Annotated in this window: 25 protein-coding genes; 16 read left to right on the plus strand and 9 right to left on the minus strand. The window is 67.1% G+C overall.

All coding sequences use genetic code 11. The features are described from left to right. The first annotated feature begins 23 nt into the window (after positions 1-23). The 6 genes from H1R19_RS03980 (at position 24) to H1R19_RS04005 (ending at position 7341) form a co-directional block, all read left to right on the plus strand. On the plus strand, positions 24-2828 hold the full coding sequence (locus H1R19_RS03980; RefSeq protein ID WP_219850623.1) for a branched-chain amino acid ABC transporter permease/ATP-binding protein: 2805 nt from the start codon (positions 24-26) through the stop codon (positions 2826-2828). Further along, positions 2825-3553 carry an ABC transporter ATP-binding protein gene (locus H1R19_RS03985; protein WP_219850624.1) on the plus strand — a complete coding sequence of 243 codons (729 nt, stop codon included), beginning with the start codon at positions 2825-2827 and terminating at the stop codon, positions 3551-3553. Before H1R19_RS03980 ends, H1R19_RS03985 begins: the two co-directional genes overlap by 4 nt. A 115-nt stretch (positions 3554-3668) precedes the next feature. Then, entirely contained in the window at positions 3669-4457 is a 789-nt protein-coding gene (locus H1R19_RS03990; protein ID WP_188329530.1) for a 2-keto-4-pentenoate hydratase, read from the plus strand. A 34-nt stretch (positions 4458-4491) separates the two neighbouring features. Beyond that, entirely contained in the window at positions 4492-5397 is a 906-nt protein-coding gene (locus tag H1R19_RS03995) for an acetaldehyde dehydrogenase (acetylating) (protein WP_188329531.1), read from the plus strand. Beyond that, positions 5394-6488, plus strand: coding sequence for a 4-hydroxy-2-oxovalerate aldolase (gene dmpG / locus H1R19_RS04000; RefSeq protein WP_219850625.1), 1095 nt, complete (start codon positions 5394-5396; stop codon positions 6486-6488). The genes H1R19_RS03995 and dmpG overlap by 4 nt, the downstream gene beginning before the upstream one ends. After that, the gene (locus H1R19_RS04005; protein ID WP_219850626.1) at positions 6475-7341 is read left to right on the plus strand and encodes an SDR family NAD(P)-dependent oxidoreductase; all 867 of its coding nucleotides are present in this window, start codon (positions 6475-6477) and stop codon (positions 7339-7341) included. The genes dmpG and H1R19_RS04005 overlap by 14 nt, the downstream gene beginning before the upstream one ends. Positions 7342-7389: 48 nt before the next feature. Here the strand turns inward: H1R19_RS04005 and H1R19_RS04010 are convergent, their stop codons facing one another. Then, complete coding sequence (locus H1R19_RS04010; RefSeq protein ID WP_219850627.1) at positions 7390-8307, minus strand: LysR family transcriptional regulator; 918 nt, start codon at positions 8305-8307, stop codon at positions 7390-7392. A gap of 83 nt (positions 8308-8390) precedes the next feature. On the opposite strand from H1R19_RS04010, the gene H1R19_RS04015 reads away from it, so the two are divergent. Together H1R19_RS04015 and H1R19_RS04020 are read left to right on the plus strand one after the other, a co-directional pair. Further along, positions 8391-9509 (plus strand): TDT family transporter, encoded by a 1119-nt coding sequence (locus tag H1R19_RS04015; protein WP_219850628.1) that lies wholly within the window; start codon positions 8391-8393, stop codon positions 9507-9509. A gap of 213 nt (positions 9510-9722) precedes the next feature. Continuing rightward, a complete protein-coding gene (locus H1R19_RS04020) occupies positions 9723-10415 on the plus strand; it encodes a DUF222 domain-containing protein (RefSeq protein ID WP_244970866.1) in 693 nt (230 codons plus the stop codon). A 273-nt stretch (positions 10416-10688) separates the two neighbouring features. Here the strand turns inward: H1R19_RS04020 and H1R19_RS04025 are convergent, their stop codons facing one another. Further along, entirely contained in the window at positions 10689-11483 is a 795-nt protein-coding gene (locus H1R19_RS04025; protein WP_219850629.1) for a VOC family protein, read from the minus strand. Positions 11484-11678: 195 nt separating this feature from the next. On the opposite strand from H1R19_RS04025, the gene H1R19_RS04030 reads away from it, so the two are divergent. After that, positions 11679-12245, plus strand: coding sequence for a hypothetical protein (locus H1R19_RS04030; RefSeq protein ID WP_188329538.1), 567 nt, complete (start codon positions 11679-11681; stop codon positions 12243-12245). Here the strand turns inward: H1R19_RS04030 and H1R19_RS04035 are convergent. From H1R19_RS04035 to H1R19_RS04045, 3 genes are all read right to left on the minus strand, one after another. After that, entirely contained in the window at positions 12220-12756 is a 537-nt protein-coding gene (locus H1R19_RS04035; RefSeq protein ID WP_188329539.1) for a C40 family peptidase, read from the minus strand. The genes H1R19_RS04030 and H1R19_RS04035 overlap by 26 nt on opposite strands. 132 nt (positions 12757-12888) lie before the next feature. Beyond that, positions 12889-13302: a hypothetical protein gene (locus H1R19_RS04040; RefSeq protein ID WP_188329540.1), complete on the minus strand. Its 414-nt coding sequence runs from the start codon at positions 13300-13302 to the stop codon at positions 12889-12891. A 2-nt stretch (positions 13303-13304) separates the two neighbouring features. Then, positions 13305-14543: a 3-ketosteroid-9-alpha-monooxygenase, oxygenase component gene (locus H1R19_RS04045; protein WP_188329541.1), complete on the minus strand. Its 1239-nt coding sequence runs from the start codon at positions 14541-14543 to the stop codon at positions 13305-13307. Positions 14544-14768: 225 nt separating this feature from the next. On the opposite strand from H1R19_RS04045, the gene hsaA reads away from it, so the two are divergent. From hsaA to H1R19_RS04080, 7 genes are all read left to right on the plus strand, one after another. Further along, positions 14769-15953 (plus strand): 3-hydroxy-9,10-secoandrosta-1,3,5(10)-triene-9,17-dione monooxygenase oxygenase subunit, encoded by a 1185-nt coding sequence (gene hsaA / locus H1R19_RS04050; RefSeq protein ID WP_219850630.1) that lies wholly within the window; start codon positions 14769-14771, stop codon positions 15951-15953. A gap of 48 nt (positions 15954-16001) precedes the next feature. Continuing rightward, the gene (gene hsaC / locus H1R19_RS04055; protein WP_188329543.1) at positions 16002-16913 is read left to right on the plus strand and encodes an iron-dependent extradiol dioxygenase HsaC; all 912 of its coding nucleotides are present in this window, start codon (positions 16002-16004) and stop codon (positions 16911-16913) included. Between the two features lies 1 nt (position 16914). After that, entirely contained in the window at positions 16915-17502 is a 588-nt protein-coding gene (gene hsaB / locus H1R19_RS04060) for a 3-hydroxy-9,10-secoandrosta-1,3,5(10)-triene-9,17-dione monooxygenase reductase subunit (RefSeq protein ID WP_219850631.1), read from the plus strand. A 44-nt stretch (positions 17503-17546) separates the two neighbouring features. After that, positions 17547-18725 (plus strand): hypothetical protein, encoded by a 1179-nt coding sequence (locus H1R19_RS04065; protein WP_219851518.1) that lies wholly within the window; start codon positions 17547-17549, stop codon positions 18723-18725. Continuing rightward, the gene (locus H1R19_RS04070) at positions 18722-19522 is read left to right on the plus strand and encodes an SDR family oxidoreductase (RefSeq protein ID WP_188329545.1); all 801 of its coding nucleotides are present in this window, start codon (positions 18722-18724) and stop codon (positions 19520-19522) included. The genes H1R19_RS04065 and H1R19_RS04070 overlap by 4 nt, the downstream gene beginning before the upstream one ends. Beyond that, the gene (locus H1R19_RS04075; protein ID WP_188329546.1) at positions 19515-20657 is read left to right on the plus strand and encodes a sulfotransferase family protein; all 1143 of its coding nucleotides are present in this window, start codon (positions 19515-19517) and stop codon (positions 20655-20657) included. The genes H1R19_RS04070 and H1R19_RS04075 overlap by 8 nt, the downstream gene beginning before the upstream one ends. 73 nt (positions 20658-20730) lie before the next feature. Beyond that, entirely contained in the window at positions 20731-21360 is a 630-nt protein-coding gene (locus H1R19_RS04080; RefSeq protein ID WP_188329547.1) for a TMEM175 family protein, read from the plus strand. Between the two features lie 38 nt (positions 21361-21398). Here the strand turns inward: H1R19_RS04080 and H1R19_RS04085 are convergent, their stop codons facing one another. Genes H1R19_RS04085 through H1R19_RS04100 form a run of 4 tightly spaced genes read right to left on the minus strand, consistent with a single transcriptional unit; the run spans position 21399 to position 25574 of the window. Continuing rightward, positions 21399-22508: an acyl-CoA dehydrogenase family protein gene (locus H1R19_RS04085; protein WP_188329738.1), complete on the minus strand. Its 1110-nt coding sequence runs from the start codon at positions 22506-22508 to the stop codon at positions 21399-21401. A gap of 2 nt (positions 22509-22510) precedes the next feature. Further along, complete coding sequence (locus H1R19_RS04090; RefSeq protein WP_188329548.1) at positions 22511-23482, minus strand: acyl-CoA dehydrogenase family protein; 972 nt, start codon at positions 23480-23482, stop codon at positions 22511-22513. A 6-nt stretch (positions 23483-23488) separates the two neighbouring features. Beyond that, on the minus strand, positions 23489-24655 hold the full coding sequence (locus H1R19_RS04095) for an acyl-CoA dehydrogenase family protein (protein WP_188329549.1): 1167 nt from the start codon (positions 24653-24655) through the stop codon (positions 23489-23491). A gap of 1 nt (position 24656) precedes the next feature. Continuing rightward, entirely contained in the window at positions 24657-25574 is a 918-nt protein-coding gene (locus tag H1R19_RS04100) for an enoyl-CoA hydratase (RefSeq protein WP_219850632.1), read from the minus strand.

The raw sequence follows: 25574 nt of genomic DNA on the forward strand, positions 1-25574 counted from the left end.
ACCGAGGGCACAAAGGAAGTGACATGACCGACCATCTCTCATATCTCGTACTCGGCCTCGGCAACGGTGCTGTGTATGCGGCGATCGGGCTCGCGCTCGTGATGACCTTCAAAAGCTCCGGCGTCGTGAACTTCGCGACCGGCGCGGTCGCGCTCTATACCGCGTACACATACGTCCTGCTGAGGGACGGGGAGTTGATGGTCCCGATACCGGGACTCCCCAAGACGGTCCAGCTCGGTGGACCTCTTGGGGTGTTCCCGGCCATGCTGATCGCGCTCGTCATCGCCGCGTTGCTCGGCGTGCTGTGTTACGCGCTGATCTTCCGGCCGATGCGCAATGCCTCGGTCGTCGCCAAGGCGGTGGCGTCGATCGGCCTGATGATCGTGCTGCAGGCGGTCATCGCACAGCGGGTCGGTACCGAGATCCCGCTGGTGGAGCCGATCTTCCCGATGAAGACGATCCCCATCGGCGGCAGCGTCGCACCGACCGACCGCCTGTGGCTTGCCGGTTGCGTCGTCGGCCTGGCGATCGTCACCACGATCGCCTTCCGCTACACCAGGTTCGGCGTCGCCACCGAAGCGGCTGCGGAGTCGGAGAAGGGTGCCTACCTGACCGGACTCTCACCGGACAAGATCGCGTTCAGCAACTGGGCGCTGTCGTCGGTGCTCGCCGGACTCGGCGGCATCCTGATCGCGCCGCTGGTCGCACTGAACCCGGTCGCCTACACGATGTTCATCGTGCCCGCGCTGGCCGCGACGCTCGTGGGGAACTTCTCGTCCATCTGGCTCACGGTGACCGCAGGCATCGCGATCGGGGCGATGCAGTCCGAGGCGACGAATCTGCAGAACACCTTCGACTTTCTCCCCAAAACCGGCCTCTCCGAGGCGATTCCACTCCTCCTCATTCTCGGCTTCCTGGTCGTGAAGGGGCGGCCGCTGCCCGACCGTGGCGCGGTCGTGAGGCAGGCACTGGGGCGGGCGCCGCGACCGGAGCACATCCTGCTCCCGGCGCTGGTGTCGATCGTGGTGGCTGTCATCGCACTGATGGTGACCACCGGCAGCTACCGGGCCGCAGTCATCACCAGCATCATCTTCGCCGTCGTCGCCCTGTCGCAGGTCGTCGTCACCGGGTACGCGGGACAGGTGTCTCTCGCGCAGCTGACCCTCGCCGGTGTCGGCGCCTACGCACTCTCGGTGCTCAACACCCACCTGGGCATCCCGTTTCCGTTCGCGCCCCTGATCGCAGCCGTGTTCGCCACCGTGCTCGGCGTCGTCGTGGGTCTCCCGGCTCTGCGCGTCCGGGGCCTCCCCCTGACGGTCGTGACGCTCGCTCTCGCGGTGTTCCTGGAGGCGTTCTGGTTCCGGAACCCGTCGCTCAACGGCGGCATGGCCGGCGCGCCCATCGACACGCCGCGGATCTTCGGGATCGACCTCGGGATCGGCGCGGGGGAGGGCTATCCGCGGCTGGCCTTCGGCATCCTGTCTCTGCTCGTATTGGTCGTCGTGGGTCTCGGCGTGGTGTGGTTGCGCCGCAGCACACTCGGCACCGACATGCTGGCCGTCCGTGCCAACGAGCGGTCGGCGGCGGCCACCGGGATCAATGTGTCGCGAACCAAGTTGGCCGCCTTCGGGATCGGCGCTTTCATCGCCGGCCTGGGCGGTTCCCTGCTCGGCTATCAGCAGACCCTTGCGACCGCCGAATCCTTCACCGTGTTCCTGGGGATCAGCCTGTTCGCGGTCATGTACATCGCCGGTATCACCTCCATCACCGGCGGTATCCTCGCCGGCATCATGGCGCCCGGCGGTCTGCTCTACATCGTCCTCGACCGGACTGCCGACATCGGTGAGTACTACACGCTGATCAGCGGAATCCTGTTGATCGTCTCCGTGATGGTCAACCCGGACGGTATTGCGAGCCGGTTGCCGCACGTCCCGTGGCCTGCACTGCCGTCGATGCATCGCCGGCCGGCCGGGGAGGTGGCGCCGGTCGCTGCTCCCGCGACCGCGGGAGCTCCCGCGCCGGCGATCGACCGGACCAGTCCTGTCCTCGCCGTGGACCGGGTGGGTGTCCGCTACGGCGCAGTGGTTGCCGCAGAGGACGTCTCGTTCGAGGTCTTTGCGGGGGAGATCGTCGGGCTCATCGGACCGAACGGTGCCGGCAAGACCACCGTCATCGATGCGTTGACCGGATTCGCGCCGTCCACCGGTACGGTCCGGCTCGACGGCTGCGAGATCAGCGCGTTGCGCCCGCATGTGCGCAGCCGCCGAGGCCTGGGCCGGAGCTTTCAGGACGTCGAACTCTACGACGACCTGTCGGTGATCGAGAACGTCACGGTCGGCGCGAGCCGGTCGCGGTCGGACGTACCGGCGGATAGGCGCGTGGCGAATGTGCTGGAGATGGTGGGACTCGACGAGGTGGCCGACGTCGAGGTCGCCACCCTGTCACAGGGCCGACGACAGTTGGTCTCGGTGGCACGTGTGCTGGCGGCGTCACCGCGCGTCGCGCTGCTCGACGAGCCGGCTGCCGGACTGGACTCCTCCGAGAGTCAATGGCTGGGCGAACGATTGCGGATGGCGAGGAACGCAGGGACGTCGATCCTGATGGTCGACCATGACATGGACCTCGTCCTGTCGATCTGTGACCGCGTGGTGGTCCTCGATCTGGGCAAGGTGATCGCGATCGGAACCCCCGAGCAGATCCGCACCGATGAGTCCGTCATCCGGGCCTACCTGGGGATGCCCAGTGGTGAGCTCGACGTCGAGCACGAGGCGATCCCGGAACTACACACAGCAACCGAGGTCACAAGCACCCGGGAGGTCCTGTCATGAGCGCTCTGAACTGTCGCGGACTGTCGACCGGTTACATCAAGCAACGGCCGTGTGTCCGCAACGTCGACCTTGTGGTCGAGCCGGGTGAGATCCGGTGCCTGCTCGGTCCGAACGGCGCAGGCAAGACGACGCTGCTGTTGGCTCTTGCCGGCATGCTGCCGAGATTCGACGGCGTCGTCGAGGTGGCCGGAACATCGCTCGGGAGCGGACGTCCTCGTGACACGGTGCGGGCGGGGATGGTGCTGGTTTCCGACGACCGCGCTCTGTTCAGGCAGCTGTCCACGGTGCAGAACCTGCGTCTGGCCGTCCGGGAGCGGGCCCGTCGCGCCGCCGCCGTGGACCAGGTCCTCGAGTACTTCCCGTCACTCGAGAGGCGTCTCAAAGTGGATGCCGGCAGGCTCTCGGGTGGAGAACAGCAGATGCTCGCCATCGGCCGAGCGATAGTTCAACGGCCCAAGGTGTTGCTCATCGACGAGCTCAGCATGGGTCTGGCCCCGGTTGTCGTCGACGAGATACTCGCAGTGCTGCGCCGCCTCGCCACCGAAACCGGCATGGGTGTGTTGCTCGTCGAGCAGCACGTCCACCTCGCCCTCGGCGTGGCGGACAAGGCTGCCGTTCTCGTCCACGGCGCCATTGCCATCGACGATCGGGCGTCGGCGCTCAAGGCGAACCCCGGGCGCATCGAACAGGCCTACATGGGAGTCGAGGCAGCCGCGACGGTGTGACGTCACGTCGTCGTGCGTGGAAATCGTCCTCGTATCGGTTGAGCGGTTGCCGGTGTCGCATCACTGCAACGTGTTCTAAACTAGAACAGGTTCACATCCGGGAGGCGAGGCCGATATGGCGGTTGACCAGGCGATACGCGAGCGCATCGCGGCAGACCTGTGGAACGCGGAGCAGTCGGCGACCGCCATCGACCGCCCAACGGACAGCCATCCCGATCTCGACGTCGTGGACGCGTACGAGATCCAGCTCCTCAACATCGGCAAACGCCTGGCCGACGGGGCGAAGATCTCCGGTCACAAGGTGGGCCTCGCATCGGAGGCGATGCAGAAGATGATGGGCGTCGACGAGCCCGATTACGGCCACCTCCTCGACGAGATGCAGTACTTCGAGCACACTCCCATCGACACCGGGAAGCTGTGCTTTCCGCGCGTCGAGGTGGAGGTCGGCTTCATCCTGGGCGAGGACCTTCCCGGTGAGGGATGCACCAATCAGGACGTCATCGACGCGACCGCCTGGGTGGTGCCCTCCATCGAGTTGATCGACTCGCGGATCAAGGACTGGAAGATCACCCTCTGCGACACCATCGCCGACAACGCGTCGTCGTGCGGCTGGATCCTCGGACAGCAACGGGTGCCGATCGACGAGATCGACACCGGCGACGTCGACGCGGTGCTGCACCGAAACGGGGAGATCGTGGCGAAGGGCAACTCGTCTGCGGTGCTGGGGCATCCGCTCAACGCCGTCAGCTGGCTGGCGCGCAAGGTCGAGGGTTTCGGGGTCCGGCTCCGCAAGGGCGACCTGATCCTCCCGGGCACCGCGACCCGGGCCATCGACATCTCCCCGGGCGACCACTTCGTGGCCGACTTCGCCGGCTTGGGCAGCGTCACACTCGATTTCACCTAGACAACACGAACTCACCGAGCATGAGGAGGCACTTGTGGCAGCCAAGCTGACCGCAGCGATCATCGGGTCGGGCAACATCGGCACCGACCTGATGTACAAGCTGGAGCGCTCGGAGGTGATCGACCCGCGATGGATGGTCGGCATCGACGCCGACTCCGAAGGAATGAAGCGGGCGGCCGATCGCGGCCTGATCACCATGAGCGGTGGCGCCGACGAACTGCTCGCGTCGTCGGACAAGCCCGATCTGATCTTCGAGGCGACCTCGGCCTACGTGCACCGCGAGTACGCACCCAGATACCAGGAGGCGGGGATCATCGCGGTCGACCTGACGCCCGCGGCTATCGGGCCGGCCGTCGTGCCGCCGGCGAATCTGCGGGAACACCTCGACGCCCCCAACACCAACATGATCACGTGTGGTGGACAGGCGACCATCCCGATGGTGCACGCGGTCAGCTCGGTGGTGCCGGTTCCCTATGCCGAGATCGTCGCGTCGGTGGCCTCGGTTTCCGCGGGGCCCGGTACCCGCGCCAACATCGACGAGTTCACCCGCACCACGTCGGCAGGCGTGGAGACGATCGGTGGGGCCGATCGCGGCAAGGCGATCATCATCCTGAACCCCGCCGACCCGCCGATGATCATGCGCGACACCATCTTCTGTGCCATCCCGGCAGATGCCGACACCGATGCGATCGCCGAGTCGATCCACCGGCGGGAGAAGGAGATACAGGCCTACGTGCCCGGGTACCGGTTGCTGCAGGACCCACAGTTCGATCCGCCGAGCGTGCTCAACGGCGGACATGCCCGCGTGTCGATCTTCGTCGAGGTCGAGGGCGCGGGAGACTTCCTGCCGCCGTACGCCGGAAACCTCGACATCATGACCGCCGCCGCCACCAAGGTCGGCGAGGAGATCGCCAAGCAGAAGTTGGGAGTTTCGGCATGAGCACCAATGTGCACACGACGCCGCGCGATGCGGGACTGATGGCGAACGCACGCAAGTACTCCGACGCGCTCGACATCCGGATCACCGATTCGTCGTTGCGCGACGGCAGCCATCACAAGCGCCACCAGTTCACCACCGACGAGGTGCGATCGATCGTCGGCGCCCTCGACGACGCAGGCGTGCCGGTCATCGAGGTGACCCACGGCGACGGTCTGGGCGGCTCGTCGTTCAACTACGGGTTCTCCAAAACGCCCGAACAGCAACTGATCAAGGCTGCCGCGGAGACGGCGAAGCAGGCCAAGATCGCCTTCCTCATGTTGCCCGGCCTGGGTACCAAGGACGACATTCGGGCGGCCCAGGACAACGGCGGCCAGATCTGCCGGATCGCCACCCACTGCACCGAGGCCGATGTGTCGATCCAGCACTTCGGGCTCGCGCGCGAGCTCGGTCTGGAAACCGTCGGATTCCTGATGATGAGTCACAGCCAGCCCCCGGAAGTTCTCGCCCAGCAGGCACGCATCATGGCCGACGCCGGTTGCCAGTGCGTGTATGTGGTCGATTCCGCGGGCGCCCTGGTGCTCGAGGACGTCACCGTCCGGGTGCAGGCACTGGTCGCCGAACTCGGCGACGACGCACAGGTCGGCTTCCACGGTCACGAGAATCTCGACATCGCGGTGGCCAACTCCGTCAACGCGATTCGTGCCGGGGCGCAACAGATCGACGGATCGATCCGCCGTTTCGGGGCAGGTGCGGGCAACACGCCGACCGAGGCGTTCGTCGGTGTGTGCGACAAGCTCGGCATCAGCACCGGCATCGACTTCATGAAGATCGCCGACGCCGCCCAGGATGTCGTCCGTCCGGTCATGCCGACCGAATGCCTGGTGGACCGCTCGGCGATGATGATGGGCTACGCGGGCTGCTACAGCTCGTTCCTCAAGCACGCCGAGGGCCACGCCGAGCGTTACGGGGTGTCGGCCGCGGAGATCCTGATCGAGGCCGGCAACCGCAAACTCGTCGGCGGTCAGGAAGACCAGCTCATCGACATCGCCCTGGAGCTCAAGAAGAAGCAGGACGCGAATGCCGGTGTCTGACACCGCACGCTCCGACCCCGCTGGCCTTGACCCCGCTGGCTTCGACCCCGCGAGATACGGCCCATGGGCGGTGATCGCGGGAGGCTCCGAGGGAGTCGGTGCGTCCTTCGCGCTGCAACTCGCCGACGCCGGTGTGGACCTGGTGCTGATCGCCCGCAAGCCGGGCCCGCTCGAAGAGACCGCCGAGGCGGTCCGCGCCCGCGGGGTACGGGCGGTGACCCTGTCGGTCGATCTGACCGAGTCGTCGGCGATCGACGAGATCATCGCGGCGACAGCCGATCTCGACGTCGGACTCCTCGTCTACAATGCCGGGGCCAACAGTTACGGCAGTGAGTTCGTGACCGGCGATCTCGACGGATTCCGCACCGTGATCGACCTCAACATCACCGCGCAGCTGGCGCTGGTCCATCACTTCGGTCGTCGCCTGCGGGATCGCGGGCGAGGCGGTCTGCTGCTGGTGGGGTCGATGAGCGGTTACCTCGGTGGCACGCACCTCTCGGTGTACGGCGGCGTCAAGGCATTCGGGCGGGTGTTCGCGGAGTCGTTGTGGCTGGAGCTGCGCGATCACGGAGTGGATGTGCTCGAGCTGGTTCTGGGCGTGACGCGGACGCCCGCCATGGAGCGCGCCGGACTGAACCTCGGTGCGGCCATGGGGGTGAGCGAACCCGACGACGTCGCACGCGAAGGTCTCGAGCATCTCGCCGACGGTCCGGTGTGGATTGCCGGCGGCAACGCCGCGCGAGCCGAGAAGATCAATGGCCCCGACCGCCGCAAGCTCATCCTCCGCCAGCACGAGGCGATGTCGAAGTTGTTCCCGCGCAGGGGAGAACACGACGCCGTCGCGATTCCCTGAGGCACGGGCGCGGGCATGGCCATCGCGGGCTCCGGCGAAGCGTCGGGCTCAGTGACGGCCGATGTGCGCGAGGAAGTCCCGGGCGGCGCCCGCGGCGGGTTGCGGGCCCGCGAGCCACACCGCGCGTAGTGACCGTTCGAGATCGAGGTCCTCGACCGGGATGCGCGTCAGCCGCCGCCCGAGATCGTCTGCGACGGACAGATTGCTGAGCACCGCCGGTCCGGCACCGGCGATGACCGCCGCGCGGACCGATGCCGTGGTGGACAGTTCGAGCACCGGCGGGGTGACCTCGCGGTCCGGCCCCAGCGCTGAGGTCAGCGAGCGTTCCAGGAATTCCCTTGTGCCCGATCCCTCTTCGCGGGTCACCAGTGCGGTGCGGGCGACGTCGGCGGCGGTGATCGGTCTACGGGTTCGCGTCCACGGATGATCGGGCGGAACGATGAGCACCAACTCGTCGCGGGCGACCGTTCTGCTCCGGACTCCCGCAGCGACACGTGACCCTTCGACGAAGCCGAGTTCGACATCGCCCGCGCGGACCATCGCGCAAGCCTGTTCGGTGTTGGTGGCGGTGAACGAGACCTTCGGTGCGTGCTCGTGCTGGGCCGCGAAGGAGACCAGCCAGCGGGGGAGCAGGTGCTCGGCGATGGTGAGACTGGCAGCCAATCGCAGCTGATCACGGCGTTCGAGGCGTAGTGCGGCCAGCCCGGCGTCGAATTCACCGGCGAGGGTCAGCAACCTGTCGGCCCATTCGGCGACGAGCCTCCCGGATTCTGTCGGCACCGAACCGCGTGGCGTTCGCGTGAGCAGTGCGACGCCGAGCTGGGTCTCCATCGCGCGGATGCGCGCCGACACCGCCTGCTGCGTGACGCCGAGCTCGGTTGCGGCCGCGTTGAGACTCCCCGTGTCCACGACCGCCTGCAGCGTCTCCAACGACGCGAGATCGGGCATCCGCGGACTGAGCACCATCCCCAGAGGCTACAACCTCGGTTTGTAACCTCCCAAGGATTCGGCCCCTACTGGCGGGCCGTCGGCCGCGGGAAGGTGGGGACATGACCACGACGACCCTCCTCCGGAGCCGGACCGACGTATCCGTTCGGCAGGCGACCTACCTTCCGCCCAACTGGTTCGCGGCGGTGATGGGCACGGGGATCATCGCGATCGCAGCGCACAGTCTGCCGTGGCAGCCGGCCGGTCTGCGCGTTGTCGCCACAGGGTTCTGGTTGCTGGCGTGCGCGGTGTTCATCGGCGTGGTAGCGGCCACGATCCGCCACTGGGTGCGCGATCCGCAGGTCGCCCGCGGTCATCACGGGCATCGTGTCGTCGCGCACTTCTACGGCGCCGTGCCGATGGCGGTCATGACGGTCGGGACCAGCACCATGGTCGTGGGTGCGGCGATCATCGGTCGTGAGGCGGCACTCGGCGTCGACGTGGTCTGCTGGATCGTCGGCACTCTCGGCGGTGTGGTGACCGCGCTGGTCATCCCGTACCGACACCTCATCGCCGCTCGGCCGGGTGTCGGCGAGGCCTTCGGCGGGTGGTTGATGCCGGTCGTACCGCCGATGGTGTCGGCATCGGCCGCCGCGGTCCTGGTCGGTCAACTCGACGCCGGCTGGGCGCGAGACCTGGTAGTCGGAATCGGTTGCGCGATGTTCGCGCTGGCTCTCCTGGCGGCGACGCCGATCATGGTGGCGCTGGTGGCCCGTCTGCGCACCGGGGACCTCGGTGCGGCCAACATGATGCCGACCTGGTGGATCGTGCTCGGTCCGCTCGGCCAGTCGGTCACCGCCGCATGCCTTCTGGCGCATGTTGCGCCGCAGGTCGTCTCGACGCCGATCGCCGCGGCGATGCACGACTTCTCTCTCACCTATGGGCTGGTCGTCTGGGTGGCGGCCACCTTCTGGATCGGGATCGCCGCGCGGCTCACCGTGCGCACGACGCGCACCGGCATGCCCTTCGCGATGACGTGGTGGTCCTTCACCTTCCCGGTCGGCACCTACGTCACGGCGTCGAGCGCGCTCGCACTCACCCTGGGCTGGAGGGTCTTCCAGGTGGCGGCCGTCGCCGGGTTCGTCATCCTGGTGACCGCATGGACGGTCGTCGCCGCGCGCACCGTGCGTGGCATGGCGTCGGGCGAACTGCTCCGGGTGCCGGTGCCGGTGCCGGTGTGACTGGTGGGGCTTCTGTTCACCACGGTCCACTGGGGTTCACCGGTGTGGTGTGAGTGAAAGTGTCTGTGAAGAACCATGATTCGCCGTGATTGCCCTGTGGAGAGTTGTGGCTGATCGAACGGATGTGCCCGTACTGTGAATTCATGCCCTCGATCACCGAGATCCGCGATCATCTCAACACTCGGCGTCCCGGCCAATCCGACCGGGAAAGCAGTGCTCGATGCGATAAACGAGCTTCGGTTGTTGCGCAACGTCATCGACCACCAGATCGCCGTCCACGTCTCGGCCTTCGACGACTCCGGCGCTGCCGAGAAGGCGGGGTCGACGACGCGGGGGGTGTTGATCGAGATGGGTATGCCGCCGTCGGTCGCACAGCGGTATCTGCGGATCGGTGGCAGCCTCGAGTCGCTGTCGAAGGTAGCCGGCTGCGCGGCGGAGGGCTACCTGGCCTGTGAATGCGTCGATGCGATCGTCCGCGGAGTCAACCACATCGAGAAGCGTTCACCGTCAGCGATTTCTGAAAGCGACCGCGACATCTACGAAGCCGAATTCTTCACGCAAGCATTCTCCGGTGCCACCCCGGCGGAGATCGATGAGCACGCCCGGAGCATCGGGCATCGGATCGCAGACGCTGGTGATGGTGGTGTCCCCGCGGCCGAGGATGCCACGCTGAACTCGGTGACCGGACACGTCACCGGGGACGGTCGGGTGGCGATCGCCGCGGACGTGACCGCGGTGATCGGCGAGAAATTCCTGTCTATGATCGATGAACGTTCCTGTCCCCGGCCCGAACCCGACGGCGCCGCAGACCGCCGCTCGCGGGAACAGCGGTGGGCCGACGGCTTCGAGGTGCTGCTCGACCAGGCCGCGATCGGCGCGACCGTCACCACCGCCGGGTCTGCGTAGGGCGCACCATGCGACTCGACGACCTGACTGTGTAGCGCGGAGGGGTGGTGCCCCGATCGCGGTACTCGCCTGACTGCTTGGGCCGATTCGGCCGCCAGAAGCACGGGGGTACGCCGGCCCCAGAAGGCGGGTTCGGCAGAGGTGAAGAGCTTCCCGGATGTCCGGGATCGTGTGTGTCCTTTGAGAACTCAACAGCGAATCAGTGAATGCGACGCCTACCGGCGTGGCCGGACTCGGGCGGTGGAGCTCCGGTCCGGCCACGTACGGCTGCGATCACATGCCTGCCGGCGGATGGCCCAGGCAGATCAACGCACCCAGCGGGTCCTTGATCGCGGCGAGTGTTCCCCATGGGGTGTCCTCGCCGGGCATCAGGATCTCGGCGCCGAGGGTCTCGGCCTGCTTCACGCTCGCCGCGACGTCGTCGACGGTGATGTAGAGCTGCCAGAACGACGGCACCTCGGGCGGAAACATCTTGGCGGCGTCCATGATCCCGGCGTACGACAGGTCGCCGTAGAAGATCTGACCGTAATTGTCGGGTCCGACGGCATCGGGGTCGCCTCCGGTGCCGACCTCCTCGATCCGCGCCCCGAGCACCGTGCGGTAGAAGTCCAGGGACTTGGCGTAGTCCTTGCTCTGACACTCGAACCAGTACGGCGTGCCGTGGTCGCCGTACTCGGCGTAACCCTGGTGGGTGCCCGGCTGCCAGAACCCGATGACCGCGCCGGCGGTGTCGACGGCCACCATCATCGTGCCCTCGTCGCCGATCGCCATCGGCGGCACCATGATGCTGCCGCCCGCCGCCTCGACCGCCTTCGCGGTGGCCTCGGCGTCCTCGGCGTGCAGATACACCGACCAGATGTTGGGCGGCCCGGCGCCCTCCATCGTCGGACTCAGCCCGGCGACGCGCTTGCCGTTCTTGTAAAAGTTGCGGTAGCCACCGAACTCCTCGTTCGGTGTCTCGGCCTCCCAGCCGAAGATCTGGCCGTAGAAGTCCTCGGCCTTCGCGGTGTCGCTGCTCATCAGGTCGAACCAGATCGGCGCCCCCGAGGGGGCTGCGTACTCAGCCATCGTCGCGTCCTCTCGTCACTACTCGGTTGTGTTTGCTGCTGACACTTCTGACCTCCAGGGTCGCGCAAACTCATCGGTCGCGGAACGATTCGCCCAAGCCGTCCGAGGGAGCACCCAGGCCGGATCGACGCCCGGAACCACCGATGGCGGCGGCGTGGCCGGATCGACGCCGGGGGCGCGTGGCACTCTTGTCGGATGACGACGCAACACCTCACCGTCGACCGGCTCCGCGGCTTCGTGTGGCCCGCCGCACTCGTCGGGGGACTGCTGCTCGTGCTACTCGCGCAGGTGGAGTGGGGCAGCACCGACGAAGGGGTCCAGCCGTCGATCACGGGCCTCGGCCGCGTCACCGTGCCGGGTGCGAGCGACGAAGACGTGGCGTTCTTCTTCGAGGACAACACCGATCGCCCAGGCCTGAGCGTGATCCTGCTCGGCGCCGTGATCGCCGTGGTCGCCGCACTCGCGTGGTGGCGCGCCCGGCTCCGGCCTGCGGCCATCGGGCTGATCGGTCTGGCGTCGGTCATCGCACTTGTCGTGGGCATCCGGACGCTGAGCGACCCCGCCGCGCACCTGTTCTCCGAACGCGTGTCGCAGGCACTCGACCTCGACCTCCCGACGATGCAGCCGGGTTACGGGCTGGTCGGCACCGTTGTTGTCGCGGTGCTGTTGCTCGTCGTCGTGGGGTTCGCGGTCGTGACCTCGGTGTGGTCAGGGGGTGCGGCCGGTGTTGCGCGGGTCAGCCGAAACGACGAATCGTCTTGATGGGACCCATGTCCTTGACCTTGGTGAAGCCGATGGGTTTGCCGGTGGTGTAGGCGTTGAACAGGCGGCCGCCGCCGGCGTAGATGCCGACGTGACCGGCGTCGCGGCCGAAGATGATGATGTCGCCGGGGGCGAGGGCGCTGAGCGGGATCGCATTGCCGACCCTCGCCTGTTGCTGGCTGGTCCGGGGCAGTTTGACGCCTGCGGTGTAGAAGGCCCACTGCATCAGGCCGGAGCAGTCCCAGGAGTGGGGGCCGGTGCCACCCCATCGGTACGGTTTGCCGATCTGAGTCATCGCCGCGGCGAGGGCGGTCAGGCCGGTGGGGGTGGGGATGGGGAGGTAGATCGGCACCGAGCCTGTCGAGTCGCTGGAGCCGGAGCTGGAACCGGCCGCGGCGGCGCGACCGGCATCGGCAAAAGGAGAACCCGCGAACGGCGCCGCGACGGACAGAGCGGCGGAAATGGCAACAGCGCAGGTGACCCGCGTACAGCGGGTTCGCAAATCGGACATGACGTCAGCGTGACCGAGCGCGGGCGGCGTGTCGCCCTTCGTTCTCGACACGTGACGCACGCGTGACTGATGTGATGCCTGAGGCTTGTGTTGCCTAATGTGATTGCGGTGCCGGCAAATTCTCCCGGCAGATCACCAGTAGCCGTCGGGATCGGTGTCCGGCGACCCGGCGGGAATGATGCCCTCGATGACGCCGTGGTCGATACTCGCGGACAGTCGTGCGCAGGTGGGCATCATCGCGCCCGGCAGGAGCGGTCCGTTACCCCCGGTGCCGCTCGTCTCGTCCCCGCCGGCGCGCATCTGCTCGAGACCGTGGCAGCGGTTCCGGGCGTCGGCGTTCCACTGCACGCTGGTGTGGAACGAGCTGGTCTTCTTCACCATCACGCAGGCATGGCATGCGCGGCATTCGATCTCGCGCATGCCGCCGGACAGGTAGTGCTCGCGGTCGCGCTCGGTGGCCGCCTGGACCCGGGCCGCCCGGTCGGGATCGTCGTGAAAATCGGGTGCCTTGGCCCACCCGGGTGATCGCGACACAGCCCGGGTCATCGTCACACCTCGGCCTTGGTGGTGTCCGCCGCGGTCTCGGTCTGCTCTTGTTCGGCCTTCTCGGCTTCTTGGCGTCGAAGATTCTCCTGGATCTCCTCGTTCCAACTCTCGAGAGCCTTGGCGGTGTCGATCTCGTATTCGAACCGGCCGGTCATCTCGTCGGTGACGTCGGCCTTGTCGACGTAGAACTGGTCGTACCAGCGGCGGAGCTGGTAGACAGGCCCGTCCTCTTCGACGAGGAGGGGGTTGTCGATACGGGTCTTGTTCTTCCAGATCTCGACGTCCTGGAGGAAGCCGACCTCGACGCCGGCGCTGATCTTGGTGGCCATCTTCGCGGCCTGCTCGGCGGTGAGGCCCTCGGGCACCTTGGCCATCACGCCGTACATGAGGACGAAGGAGTTCTCGTCGATCGGGTAGTGGCAGTTGGTCAGGATGGTCTCGACCGCGTACCCGCCGTAGTACTGGATCATCGGGTTGAGCATGTACGACGGCCCGTAATACGCGGCGATGGATTCCAGCCGGCTGTCACCGTAGTTGGTGCCGAGGGTGACGTCGGGCCGGCCGTGGGAGTTCATGTACTGCGCGGCGATCTCGCCTTCGAAGACGTTCTTGAAGTAGTCCGGCAGCGCGAAGTGGACATAGTAGAAGTGCGCCATGTCGACGACGTTGTCGATGATCTCGCGACAGTTGGAACCCTCGATGACAATGCGATTCCAGGTCCACGGCGTCCACTCGTCGGAGCCGAACTCCTCGAGCGCGGGAATGATGCACTCCTCGGGCGGCGGGTTGCCCTCGGGGTCGTTGTAGACGAAGACCTGGCCGTTGCGGACCATCGACGGCCACGAGCGGGTCTTGGCCAGCTTGGGATTGCGCTTGGCGTAGGGCACGCCCGCGCAGCGTCCGTTGCCCTTCCACATCCAGCCGTGGAACGGGCAGGCGACGTTGTCCCCCGACAGCCTGCCCTGGGAGAGGTCGCCACCCATGTGACGGCAGAAGGCGTCGAGCACGTTGACCTCGCCCTTGGTGTCGACCCAGACCACCAGCTTGGTCCCGAACACCTGCACCGAGTGGGGTTCGCCGTCGGAGAATTCCTCGAGCAGGCCCAGGCAGTGCCACCCGCGGGCGAACCGGGTGGGCGGGGCGCCGGTGTCGATCTCGCGGATGCCCACGTCGGCGTGGTCGGGGGCGGCGCCACCGGTTGCGCCTGTGTTCGGGGTCATCGTGTCGGGTGCTGATGACATGTGCCCTCTCCTGTCTGTGACTCGTGTCGCGTCGGGGATATGCGTTCAATACTAGAACACGTTTCAGATTTGTCAGGCGGAACGCGTCCCGTAAGCGCGATCGGGCCTGTACATGGGCACAAAGTCCCGGTGCTCGACAGAAATGAGAACGTGTTCTAATCTCGAACTCGTGAGTGCAGCGGCCGGCGTTGTCCGGTCGAGAAGAGACGAGTAGGAGCAGGCGAGATGCCAGCACAACGGAGCGAAGCCGCCGAGCAGGTCCTGGAGAAGATCAACGCGCTGCTCCCGGAGATCGAGCAGCGCGCACAGGCCACCGAGGACCTGCGACGCATCCCTGACGAGACCGTGTCGAGCCTCGAGACCGCCGGCTTCTTCAGGCTGCTGCAGCCCGAGCAGTGGGGCGGCCATCAGGTCGATCCGGTCACGTTCTACGAGGCTGTCCGCCGCATCGCCTCGGCGTGCGGTTCCACCGGCTGGGTGTCGGGCATCATCGGCGTCCACAACTGGCACCTCGCGCTCTTCGACCAGCGGGCGCAGGAGGATGTCTGGGGATCGGACACCAACGTCCGCATCTCGTCGTCGTACGCCCCGATGGGCATGGGCGAGGTGGTCGACGGCGGCTACAAGGTCAACGGTTCCTGGGCCTGGTCGTCGGGTTGCGAGACCGCGGACTGGGTCTTCGTGGGCGGTCCGGTCATCAAGAACGGCAAGCCCGTCGACTTCGTCAGCTTCCTCATCCCGCGCGAGGACTACACCATCAAGGACGTCTGGAACGTCGTCGGCCTGCGCGGTACCGGCTCCAACACCATCGAGGTCAAGGACGTCTTCGTGCCCACGCATCGCATGCTGAGCATGCGCACGATGTCGATGGGCCAGAGTCCGGGGCTCGAGATCAACACCGCGCCCGTCTACAAGATGCCTTGGGGCACAATTCATCCCAGCACCATTGCGACGCCCATCGTCGGCATGGCCTACGGCGCCTACCACGCCCACGTCGAGCATCAGGGCAAGCGTGTCCGCGCCGCGTACGCCGGCGAGAAGGCCAAGGAGGATCCCTTCGCCAAGGTCCGTATCGCCGAGGCGGCCAGCGACATCGACGCCGCCTGGCGCCAGCTGTCGGGCAACCTGCAGGCCGAATACGACCTCATCGTGGCGGGCGAGGAGGTCCCGATGGAACTGCGGCTGGCCGCGCGTCGAGATCAGGTGCGCGCCACCGGGCGGGCCATCTCGGCCATCGACCGGCTCTTCGAGAACTCCGGCGCGCATGCCCTGGAGAACGGCACCCCGATCCAGCGGTTCTGGCGAGACGCACACGCCGGTCGTGTGCACGCCGCCAACGATCCCGAACGCGCATACGTGGCATTCGGCAACGGCGAGTTCGGGATTCCCATCGGTGACACGATGGTGTGAGCAGGGTGCAACAGACGCTCGATCAGGCACAACTTCAGGAGTCATCAGATGAGTGAGAGTCCGATCCGGTCGCTGGGATACATGAGGATCGAGGCCACCGACGTCGAGGCATGGCGCACCTACGGGCTGAAGGTACTCGGCATGATCGAGGGGTCCGGGCTCACCGAAGGCGCGCTCTACCTTCGGATGGACGATTTCCCGGCGCGACTGGTGATCGTCCCGTCCGAGCACGACCGGCTGTCCAGTGCGGGCTGGGAGGTCGCCAACGCCGCAGCGCTGCAGCAGGTTCGCGACAGCCTGTCGCGTGCGGGTGTGCTGTTCCGCGAGGGCAAGGACGAAGAGGTCGCCGACCGTCGGGTGGCGGAGATGATCGTCTTCGACGACCCGGCAGGCAACACCCTCGAGGTCTTCCACGGTGCGGCACTCGAGCACCGGCGCATCGTGAGCCCCTACGGTCATCGGTTCGTCACCGAAGAGCAGGGCCTCGGCCACGTCGTGCTCACCTGCTCAGACGACAAGGCGGCACTCGAGTTCTACCGGGACGTCCTGGGATTCAGGCTCCGCGACTCCATGCGGCTGCCGCCGCAGGTCGTCGGACGGGAAGAGGGTGACGAGGTCCCGTGGCTGCGTTTCCTCGGCTGCAACCCTCGGCACCATTCGCTCGCGTTCCTGCCGATCCCCAACAGCACCGGGATCGTCCACCTGATGGTGGAGGTGGAGAACTCCGACGACGTCGGCCTGTGCCTCGACCGCGCGCTGCGCAAGAAGGTCCCGATGTCGGCGACGCTGGGCCGGCACGTCAACGACCTGATGCTCTCCTTCTACATGAAGACCCCCGGCGGATTCGACGTCGAATTCGGCTGTGAGGGAAGAACGGTCAAAGACGACGAGTGGATCGCGCGGGAAAGCACCGCGGTGAGCCTGTGGGGACACGATTTCACCGTCGGATTCAAGAGCTGACATGACCCAGCGGACTTCCACGCGGACGCCCTACGGTTCCGCCGAGTTCGATTCCCGGCAGTTCCGCACCGCGATGGGTCAGTTCTGCACCGGTGTCACGGTCATCACGACCCTCGGCCCCGACGGCGGCCCGGTGGGGTTCGCCTGCCAGTCCTTCGCCGCGCTCTCCCTCGACCCGCCGCTCGTGCTGTTCTGTCCGATGAAGACCTCGCGGAGCTGGAAGGTCATCGAGGAGACCGGCAAGTTCTGCGTCAACATCCTCTCCAATCGGCAACAGGACGTCAGCGCGGCTTTCGGTGCGCCCGGTGACGACAAGTTCGCCAACATCACCTGGGACCCGTCACCGGCGGGTCTGCCGGTCATCCGGCACGGGCTCACCTGGGTGGAGTGCGACGTCGAGAGCGTCACCGACGGCGGAGACCACCACATCGTGATCGGCCGGGCACTCACGCTCGGAGAGGTGTTGCAGGACAAGCCTCTGCTGTTCTACCGCGGCGGCTACCTCTCGACCGAACACCCGCGGGTCACCCCCGCGCAGGCAGAACTGGAGAACTTCTTGACGTGGACGGGCGGGGACACGTGGCTGTGAGTCCGGACAGCACCACCGACACCGACGACGCCCCCCAGACACCGGTGACCCGGCCTCTGGTCACCCAGCCGCTCACCGACGCGATCGCCGAGGCCGAGAAGCTCGTCACCGCAGCCGAATTCGCCGAGACCGAGCAGGATCTGGCCGAGGGGTACGACTATCTGGCCGGCAGCATCGCCGCGATCGTCCAGCTCGTCCGGGCGCGATCGCTGTCGCACCCGAACTTCGTCACCTCCACCGGGCCGGCGACCAAGATGGGGCTGGACAACCCGGACACGCTCTACTACCACGCCGACGTCGAACCGTCGGGCACCTACGTGGTCCGCGGCCGCCGCGGCACCACCACCGATCTCAGCTTCCAGGTCCTGCGCGGCGACTACACGGCGTCGGCGGTTCCCGGTGGTGAGGACGCGTTCGACGACCGCCGCCTCGACATCGCCGACGACGGGACATTCGAGCTCACGTTCGGCCCGCCGATCGCCGACCCGCCCGCAGGCTACTTCGCGCTCGGCGACGGGGCGTCGATGCTGGCGGTACGCGAGGTCTACTCCGACTGGACCGAGCGCAAGGGGTCGATCACCGTCGAACGTGTCGACACGGTGGGGACCGCGCCGGCCGAACCCGATCTGGCACGCGTCTCCAGGCGCTACGCCACCGCAGGCAAGATGCTCACGGCGCGCATCAACACCTGGTTCAACTTCCCCAAGTGGTTCTACCTCGACGAGCCGGTCAACACCTTCACCCCGCCGCGGCAGACGCCGGGAGGCCTGAGTACCCAGTTCTCGTCCGTCGGGCATTTCCGGCTGGGGCCCGATGAGGCCATGGTCATCACCATCCCGCGTTCGGATGCGCCCTATCAGGGCTTTCAGCTCGGCAGCATGTGGTACATCTCGCTCGACTACGTCAACCACCAGACCAGCCTCAACTCGGCTCAGGCGCAGGTCGATCCGGACGGGATGATCCGGATGGTGGTGGCGCACCGCGATCCGGGCGTGGCCAACTGGATCGAGACCACCGGGCGGTCGAAGGGCATCCTGCAGTTCCGTTGGCAGCGGACCGATTCGCCGATCGGGCCCGACCTCGGGCCGTCCGCCGAGGTGGTCGGCTTCGACGAGGTGCACACGCACCTGCCGTATCTCGAGCACAACAAGATCGACGCCGACGGCTGGGCGGAGCGGATCGCGGCGCGGCAACGCGCGTTCGCGGAGAGGATGCTGGGATGAGTGCTGGAGTGCCCGGTGCCGGACTGCTGGACGACAAGGTGGTCGTCGTATCGGGGGTGGGACCGGGTCTCGGGCGGTCGATCTGCCTGCGCGCGGCCGCCGAAGGCGCACGGGTGGTGCTCGCGGCCCGTACCGAGTCCCGGTTGAAAGAGGTTGCCGCCGAGATCGATGCGGCCGGCGGCACCAGTCTGGTGGTGCCCTCCGACATCACCGACGACGCCGCGGTCGACAATCTCGTGGCCACCACCGTCGCCGAGTTCGGGCGGGCGGACGTGCTGGTCAACAATGCCTTCGCCCTGCCGTCGATGAAGCCGCTGGGACGCACCGACCTCGACCAGATCGCCGCCAGTATCGACGTGACGGTGCTGGGTACGCTGCGCGTCATCCGAGCGTTCACCGACACGCTGGCCGACGCCGACGGCTCGATCGTGAACATCAACTCGATGGTCATCCGGCACTCCGAACCGCGGTACGGCAGCTACAAGATCGCCAAATCGGCACTGCTGGCCATGTCCCAGTCGTTGGCGACCGAGCTCGGCGACAAGGGGATCCGCGTCAACTCGGTCGCACCGGGCTACATCTGGGACGACCAGCTGAAGTGGTACTTCGGCGAGGTCGCCAAGAAGTACGGGATCACCCCCGAGCAGGTCTACGAACAGACCGCCTCGAAGTCGGACCTCAAGCGTCTGCCCGAACCCGACGAGATCGCCGACGCCGTCGTGTTCCTCGCCTCCCCGATGGCGCGGGCCATCACCGGGCACACGCTGGACGTGAATTGCGGTGAATACCATGACTAGTGCGGCTCGGACCGACGTCGGGACGATCGAGGATCTGCACTCCTCGGCGACACGCGCCACCGGCCTGGACGACTTCGGCGACCCCGACTACCTCGAAGCGCTGGGCATCCTGCTCGACTCGTATCGGGCCGAGGCCGGCCTGACCGAGCTGGGCAGCAAGATGTTCCGCTTCTTCCTCAAGGGCGCCCTGATCGCCAGATTGCTGAGCGAGGCGTCGTGGAAGGCGAATCCGGCGCACGCCGACGTCGAGGTCACCCGGCCGATCTTCGTGACCGGCCTGCCGCGCACGGGAACGACTGCGCTGCACCGTCTTCTCGCCGCCGACCCGAACCATCAGGGCCTAGAGATGTGGCTGGCGGAGTTCCCGCAGCCCCGGCCCCCGCGGGAGACCTGGACCGACAACCCGGTCTACCAGCAGATCCAGTCCGGCTTCGAGCAGCACCATGTGGAGAATCCGGAGTTCATGGGCCTGCACTACATGGATGCGGGCGAGGTCGAGGAATGCTGGCAGTTGTTGCGCCAGAGCGTCATGTCGATCTCGTACGAATCACTGGCCCACATCCCCACCTACTCACAGTGGCTCGCCGCGCAGGACTGGACGCCGGCGTACCGGCGTCACCGGCGCAACCTGCAACTGATCGGCCTGAACGACCCGGGAAAAAGGTGGGTGCTCAAGAACCCGAGTCACCTGTTCGCGCTGGACGCCTTGATGGCGGCGTACCCGGACGCGCTGGTCATCCAGACGCATCGGGAGCCCAGCACCATCATCGCGTCGATGTGCAGCCTGGCCGAACACGCCACCCCGGGATGGTCGACGACCTTCACCGGTGACCAGATCGGCCGCGATCAGCTGGAGCTGTGGTCGCGCGGATTGCGGGAGTTCTCCGCCGCGCGAACCAGATACGACCGCGACCAGTTCCTCGACATCGACTTCGTCGATCTGCGTTCGGATCCGATGGGTACCGTCGAACGCGTGTACGCCGCTCTCGACATCCCGATGTCGGACGCCGCGCGCGGCGCGGTGGCAGCGCTCGACGAGGAGAGCCGTTCGGGGGCGCGAAAACCACAGCACCGCTACCAACTGGCCGACTACGGGCTCGACGAAGAGATGGTCGAGGCGGCGTTCGGACGCTGAACAGCGTACGGCCGCCAAGTGCAGTCCGGCGATCGCCGGGCGCCGGTGCGCTTTCGGTTCTACAGTGCAACCCATGCCAGCACCGGAGAACCGGCGGTCCGCGGAGGGTCTGAGCCGGCTGATCGCGTTCGCGGATGCCGTGGTCGCCATCGCACTCACCCTGCTGGTGCTGCCGCTCGTCGACATCGCGAGCGAACTGCGCGAGGGCACCACGGTGGCCGACGTCGTGTCGGACAAGTCCGTCGAGCTCGGCAGCTTCCTCGTGAGCTTCGTGGTGATCTGGATCCTGTGGCGGCAGCACCACCAGACGATGGAGTACTTCCGTGCCTATGACCGGACGATCGTCAACCTGCACTTCGTCTGGCTGCTGACGATCGTGGCGCTACCGTTCGCCACCGCACTCGTCGACGGCGAGCACGTCGAGCAGGCCAATGTGCTCTACATCGGAGTCCTCGCGGTGTCGGTGGCCGCGCTGGTCGCCATTGCGCGATGGGGCCAGCGTCATCGCGACCTGCTCGTCGACGACGAGCAGACCGAACGGTGGAGGCAGTTCTCCGGCGGACTGGGCACCCTGCTGGTGCTGGCGGTCGCCCTGATCATCGCCATCGTGTTCCCGCGCAGCGGCAACGTACCCCTGCTGTTGCTGGTCCTCACCGATCCGGCCGAGCGGATGCTCGACCGGATTCGGAAACCGGCCGTTTGAGGGGTCGAGCCCGAACACGGCCCGTCGGTGACGTTCCTCTAACGAAGACCTGCGGCGGCGTGCGCGACCGCGCTGTGAGGCGCACCGAGCAGCTGTGAGGTGCTCTGTGCGCGTTTGAAATAGAGGCCGATGTCGTGTTCCCAGGTGATGCCGATGCCGCCGTGCAACTGGATCGCCTCGCCGGTGATGCTGCGGTAGGCGTCGGAGCAGTAGACGTGCGCGGCCAGAGCGAGTTCGGCGGCGTCGGGCGCGTCGGCGGCGACCGCCGCGACGGCCGCCCGCGAGATCGACCGGGCCGTCTCGACGAGCACATACATGTCGGCCATGCGATGTTTGAGCGCCTGGAACGATCCGATGATGCGACCGAACTGCTTGCGCGACTTGGTGTATTCGACGGTGAGATCCAGTGCGCGCTGCGCGCCACCGACCTGTTCGGCCGACAGCAGTGCCCAGGCGAGTGTTCGCAGGCGTGCCGCGAGGTCGGCGGGGGCGGGGATCACGGTCGAGGCGACCTCGTCGAAGCGGACGGAGGCCAGCGCGCGGGTGGGGTCCAGAACCGGCATCGGTGACACCGTCACGCCCGGGGAGTCGGCGGCCACCTCGTGCAGGGTGACGTGCTCACCCGGGCCGGAGGCCAAGACGAGGAACACATCCGCCGACTCGGCGTCGACGACGTAATGCGCCGTGCCGGAGAGCAGTCCGGCGTCGGCGTGCACGCCGGGGCGGTCGCAGCCGCGTTCGCCGGCCCAACAGAGTGCGGCGATCCGCTCACCGGCGGCCAGATCTCCGAGCAACCTCGACGAGGCGTCGTCATCCGCGGCCAGCATCACCGCCGAGGTGGCGAGTACCGCCGAGCCGAAAGCCGGGACGGGGCTCAGCGCGGCGCCGAGTTCTTCGAGGACGGCGGCGGTTTCCAGCCAGCTCGCACCCGCACCGCCGTGCGCTTCGGGGATCGGGAGTGCGGCGACCCCGATCTCGGTGCACAGGGTCTGCCACAGACTCGCGTCGATCCGGCCGGGCGAGGCCATCGCGGAGCGGACCGCAGCCGAATCCCCTCGGCGCCGGAGGAGGTCGCGCACCGACTCGGCGAGCGCTTCGCGCTCCTCCGGTGAGATCGCGGGGGACAGGGTCCCGGAGTCAACGTTCACGGTCACAACGTCTCCAGGATGTGTTGGCGGTGCACGGCGGGAGCGCCCCAGGCGCTGAGCAGCGCGCGGGTCTTGGTGATGTACAACGAGATGTCGTGTTCGGCGGTGTAGCCGATCGCTCCCATCACCTGCAGTGAGCGACGCGCCGACAGGTGTGCGGCGTCGGCCGCGGCGACCTTCGCCGCCGAGACGTCCCGGGACACATCGGTGTCCTCGGGAACCTGCCCGTCGATCCCGAGTGCGGCGGCATGGACCAGCGGGCGGGCCATCTCGATGGCGATCGCCACATCGGCGAGGTGGTGTTTGACCGCCTGGAATGAACCGATGGGCTTGCCGAACTGCTTGCGGGACTGCGCGTATTGCGCGGCGATCGTGAGCATCGCCTGGCCGAGCCCGAGGAGCTGTGCGGCGGTGGCGAGTGCACCGGCGTCGGCGGCATCGGAGGCGTCGACCCCGGACGCGAGCTGCTTGTCCGGCGCCACCCGGGACAGTGTGCGTGTCGGGTCGACGGAGGCCTCGGTGCCCTCCACCGAAGCCGTCGACAGCACACCGTCGACGACGACATACACATCCGCGGACGCCACGTCGGGTGCCATCGGCTGCAGCGGGGCGATCGCACAGGTCGCGAGGCGACCTTCGGCGAGCTCGCTCAGGTACCGGCCGGACACGTCGGCGTCACGGAACAGGACCGGCAGTACCGCAACGCTCTCGGCGATCGGCCCGGGCGCGCAGTGACGTCCGAGCTGTTCGACCGCGACGACCATCTCCACGGCGCCCGCGCTGCTCCCGCCATGCGATTCATCGATCAGCAAGCCGCTGATCCCGGCGTCGGCGAGCTGGGAGTACACCTTGGCGACCGCGGTGCGATCACCGGCGGCCCAGGCACGTGCCGCGGCAGGCATGTCGGCCTTGCCCAGCATCGCGTCGACCGTCGATGCCAGGTCGGTGTGGATGTCGGAGAGTTGAAAGTCCATGGGATTCTACCGATCTCCGCGAGGAAGGCCGAGGAGTCGCTCGGCGATGACGTTGCGTTGGATCTCGTTGGTGCCGGCGTAGATCGGGCCGGACAAGGAGAACAGGTAACCGTCCATCCACGGGTCGTCGAGCTCGGCGGCGGCCCCCTGCAGGTCGAGGGCCGTCTCGTGGGCGGCGATGTCCCACTGCGACCAGAAGACCTTGTTGATCGACGATTCCATGCCCAGTGAGCCGCCGGCGGCGAGACGGCTCACCGTCTGATAGGTCGACAGTTCGTAGGCGCGGGAACCGATCCACGCGTCGGCGACACGCGCGTCGGCGTTCGCCGTCGACGGCACGTCGTCGCGGTTGGAACGCCAGAGCTCCACCAGACGGTCCGTGGTGGCGAGGAACCGTCCCGGCGCGCGCAGCGACAGGCCGCGTTCGTTGGCGGCGGTGCTCATCGCCACCCGCCATCCGTTGTCGACCTCGCCGATGACCCCGGACGCGCCCGGGTCGGACGGGTCGTCGGGGACGAAGACGTTCTCCAGGAACACTTCTGCGAATCCGGCCTCGCCGTCGAGCTGTGCGATGGGGCGGACGGTGACGCCCTCGGCGCGCAGGTCGAACATGAAATAGGTCAGGCCCTTGTGCCGTTGCGCCTGCTTGTCGGTGCGGAACAGACCGAAGGCGCGGTCGGCGAAGCTCGAGCGTGAGCTCCAGGTCTTCTGGCCGCTGAGCAGCCAGCCGCCCTCGGTGCGCACCGCGGTCGACCGCAACGACGCGAGGTCACTGCCGGCCTCCGGCTCGCTCCACGCCTGGCCCCAGATCTCCTCGGCGTTGGCCATCTTGGGCAGGATGTTCTCGAGCTGTGCGGGACTCGCGTGTTCGAACAGGGTGGGTGCCAGCAGGAAGATGCCGTTCTGGCTCACGCGGCCGGGCGCACCGGAACGGTAGTACTCCTCCTCGAAGATGACCCAGTGCAGCAGTGGTGCGTCGCGTCCGCCGAACTCCTCCGGCCAACTGACCACCGACATGCGATCGGCGGCCAGCTTCCGCTCCCACTCACGGTGGGCCTCGAAACCCTCGGCGGTGTCCATCGACGGGAGGGGTTCTTGCGGAACGTTGTCCGCCATCCAGGTACGTACTTCGGCGCGGAACGCCTCGGCGGCGTCGTCGAACATCAGGTCCATGTCAGCTCCCCGATCCCGAAGGCGTTGTCGCGCCGGCCTTCATCGATTTCGCGTCCATGCCGCCCAGTGAGTCGCCACCGGCCTCGGCGTTGGCCGAATGCGCGTAGTGGTGCCAGCCGAAGACCGAGTCCATCGAATTGCGCAGTCCCATCTGGTCTTCGCAGATGTTGACGGCCTTCTTGCTGAGGAAGAGCCCTTGCATCGGCATCGCGACGGCCTTCTCGGCGATCTCGTTGACCTTGGTCTGCAGGTCATCTCGCGGCACGACGTGGTTGACCATGCCCCAGTCGGCGGCCTGTGTGGCGGTGAAACGTTCACCGGTGAACAGGATCTCCTTGGCCCGCCGGGTGCCGAGTGCGTAGGCGTGTGCGAAGTACTCGACGCCGGGGATGCCCATGCGTGCCACCGGGTCGGAGAAGAATGCGTCGTCGGAGGCGACGATGAAGTCGCAGATCCAGGCGAGCATCAGGCCGCCGGCGATGCAGGCGCCGTGCACCTGTGCGATCAGCGGCTTGGGGATCTCCCGCCAGCGGCGGCACATCCCCATGTAGACCTCCATCTCGCGGGCGAGGCGCTGGTCGGCGCCGGTCTTGTCGGTGTGATCCCAGTGCAGGACCGCGGCGTTCTCGTAGTAGGTGTCGAAGTCGCGTTCGGGGGTGCCGATGTCGTGTCCGGCCGAGAAGTGCTTGCCGTTGGCGCGCAGCACGATGACCTTGACCGAGGAGTCCTCGACCGCCTTGCGGAAGGCCGCGTCGAGCGAATAGGTCATCACCGAGTTCTGCGCGTTGCGGTATTCGGGGCGGTTCAGCGTCACATACGCGACGGCGCCCTCGGGTCCACCGGTCTCATAGGCGACGGGTGAGGTGTCCGGGCCCAGATCGTCGGGTCCGAGTGGGGGCGGGATGACGGCTTCGCTCAT

The organism is Gordonia jinghuaiqii (genome assembly GCF_014041935.1).
Classification (GTDB): Bacteria; Actinomycetota; Actinomycetes; order Mycobacteriales; family Mycobacteriaceae; genus Gordonia; species Gordonia jinghuaiqii.

What these genes read in the sequence shown, in the direction of transcription:
- hsaB (WP_219850631.1), top strand. Translation starts at nt 16,915, where the DNA reads ATGACCCAGCGGACTTCCACGCGGACGCCCTACGGTTCCGCCGAGTTC.
- H1R19_RS04035 (WP_188329539.1), bottom strand. Translation starts at nt 12,756, where the DNA reads ATGTCCGATTTGCGAACCCGCTGTACGCGGGTCACCTGCGCTGTTGCC.
- H1R19_RS04030 (WP_188329538.1), top strand. Translation starts at nt 11,679, where the DNA reads ATGACGACGCAACACCTCACCGTCGACCGGCTCCGCGGCTTCGTGTGG.
- H1R19_RS04045 (WP_188329541.1), bottom strand. Translation starts at nt 14,543, where the DNA reads ATGTCATCAGCACCCGACACGATGACCCCGAACACAGGCGCAACCGGT.
- H1R19_RS04095 (WP_188329549.1), bottom strand. Translation starts at nt 24,655, where the DNA reads ATGGACCTGATGTTCGACGACGCCGCCGAGGCGTTCCGCGCCGAAGTA.
- H1R19_RS03990 (WP_188329530.1), top strand. Translation starts at nt 3,669, where the DNA reads ATGGCGGTTGACCAGGCGATACGCGAGCGCATCGCGGCAGACCTGTGG.
- hsaA (WP_219850630.1), top strand. Translation starts at nt 14,769, where the DNA reads ATGCCAGCACAACGGAGCGAAGCCGCCGAGCAGGTCCTGGAGAAGATC.
- H1R19_RS03985 (WP_219850624.1), top strand. Translation starts at nt 2,825, where the DNA reads ATGAGCGCTCTGAACTGTCGCGGACTGTCGACCGGTTACATCAAGCAA.
- hsaC (WP_188329543.1), top strand. Translation starts at nt 16,002, where the DNA reads ATGAGTGAGAGTCCGATCCGGTCGCTGGGATACATGAGGATCGAGGCC.
- H1R19_RS04010 (WP_219850627.1), bottom strand. Translation starts at nt 8,307, where the DNA reads ATGGTGCTCAGTCCGCGGATGCCCGATCTCGCGTCGTTGGAGACGCTG.
- H1R19_RS03980 (WP_219850623.1), top strand. Translation starts at nt 24, where the DNA reads ATGACCGACCATCTCTCATATCTCGTACTCGGCCTCGGCAACGGTGCT.
- H1R19_RS04015 (WP_219850628.1), top strand. Translation starts at nt 8,391, where the DNA reads ATGACCACGACGACCCTCCTCCGGAGCCGGACCGACGTATCCGTTCGG.
- H1R19_RS04075 (WP_188329546.1), top strand. Translation starts at nt 19,515, where the DNA reads ATGACTAGTGCGGCTCGGACCGACGTCGGGACGATCGAGGATCTGCAC.
- H1R19_RS04100 (WP_219850632.1), bottom strand. Translation starts at nt 25,574, where the DNA reads ATGAGCGAAGCCGTCATCCCGCCCCCACTCGGACCCGACGATCTGGGC.
- H1R19_RS04025 (WP_219850629.1), bottom strand. Translation starts at nt 11,483, where the DNA reads ATGGCTGAGTACGCAGCCCCCTCGGGGGCGCCGATCTGGTTCGACCTG.
- dmpG (WP_219850625.1), top strand. Translation starts at nt 5,394, where the DNA reads ATGAGCACCAATGTGCACACGACGCCGCGCGATGCGGGACTGATGGCG.
- H1R19_RS04070 (WP_188329545.1), top strand. Translation starts at nt 18,722, where the DNA reads ATGAGTGCTGGAGTGCCCGGTGCCGGACTGCTGGACGACAAGGTGGTC.
- H1R19_RS04090 (WP_188329548.1), bottom strand. Translation starts at nt 23,482, where the DNA reads ATGGACTTTCAACTCTCCGACATCCACACCGACCTGGCATCGACGGTC.
- H1R19_RS04040 (WP_188329540.1), bottom strand. Translation starts at nt 13,302, where the DNA reads ATGACCCGGGCTGTGTCGCGATCACCCGGGTGGGCCAAGGCACCCGAT.
- H1R19_RS04005 (WP_219850626.1), top strand. Translation starts at nt 6,475, where the DNA reads ATGCCGGTGTCTGACACCGCACGCTCCGACCCCGCTGGCCTTGACCCC.
- H1R19_RS04080 (WP_188329547.1), top strand. Translation starts at nt 20,731, where the DNA reads ATGCCAGCACCGGAGAACCGGCGGTCCGCGGAGGGTCTGAGCCGGCTG.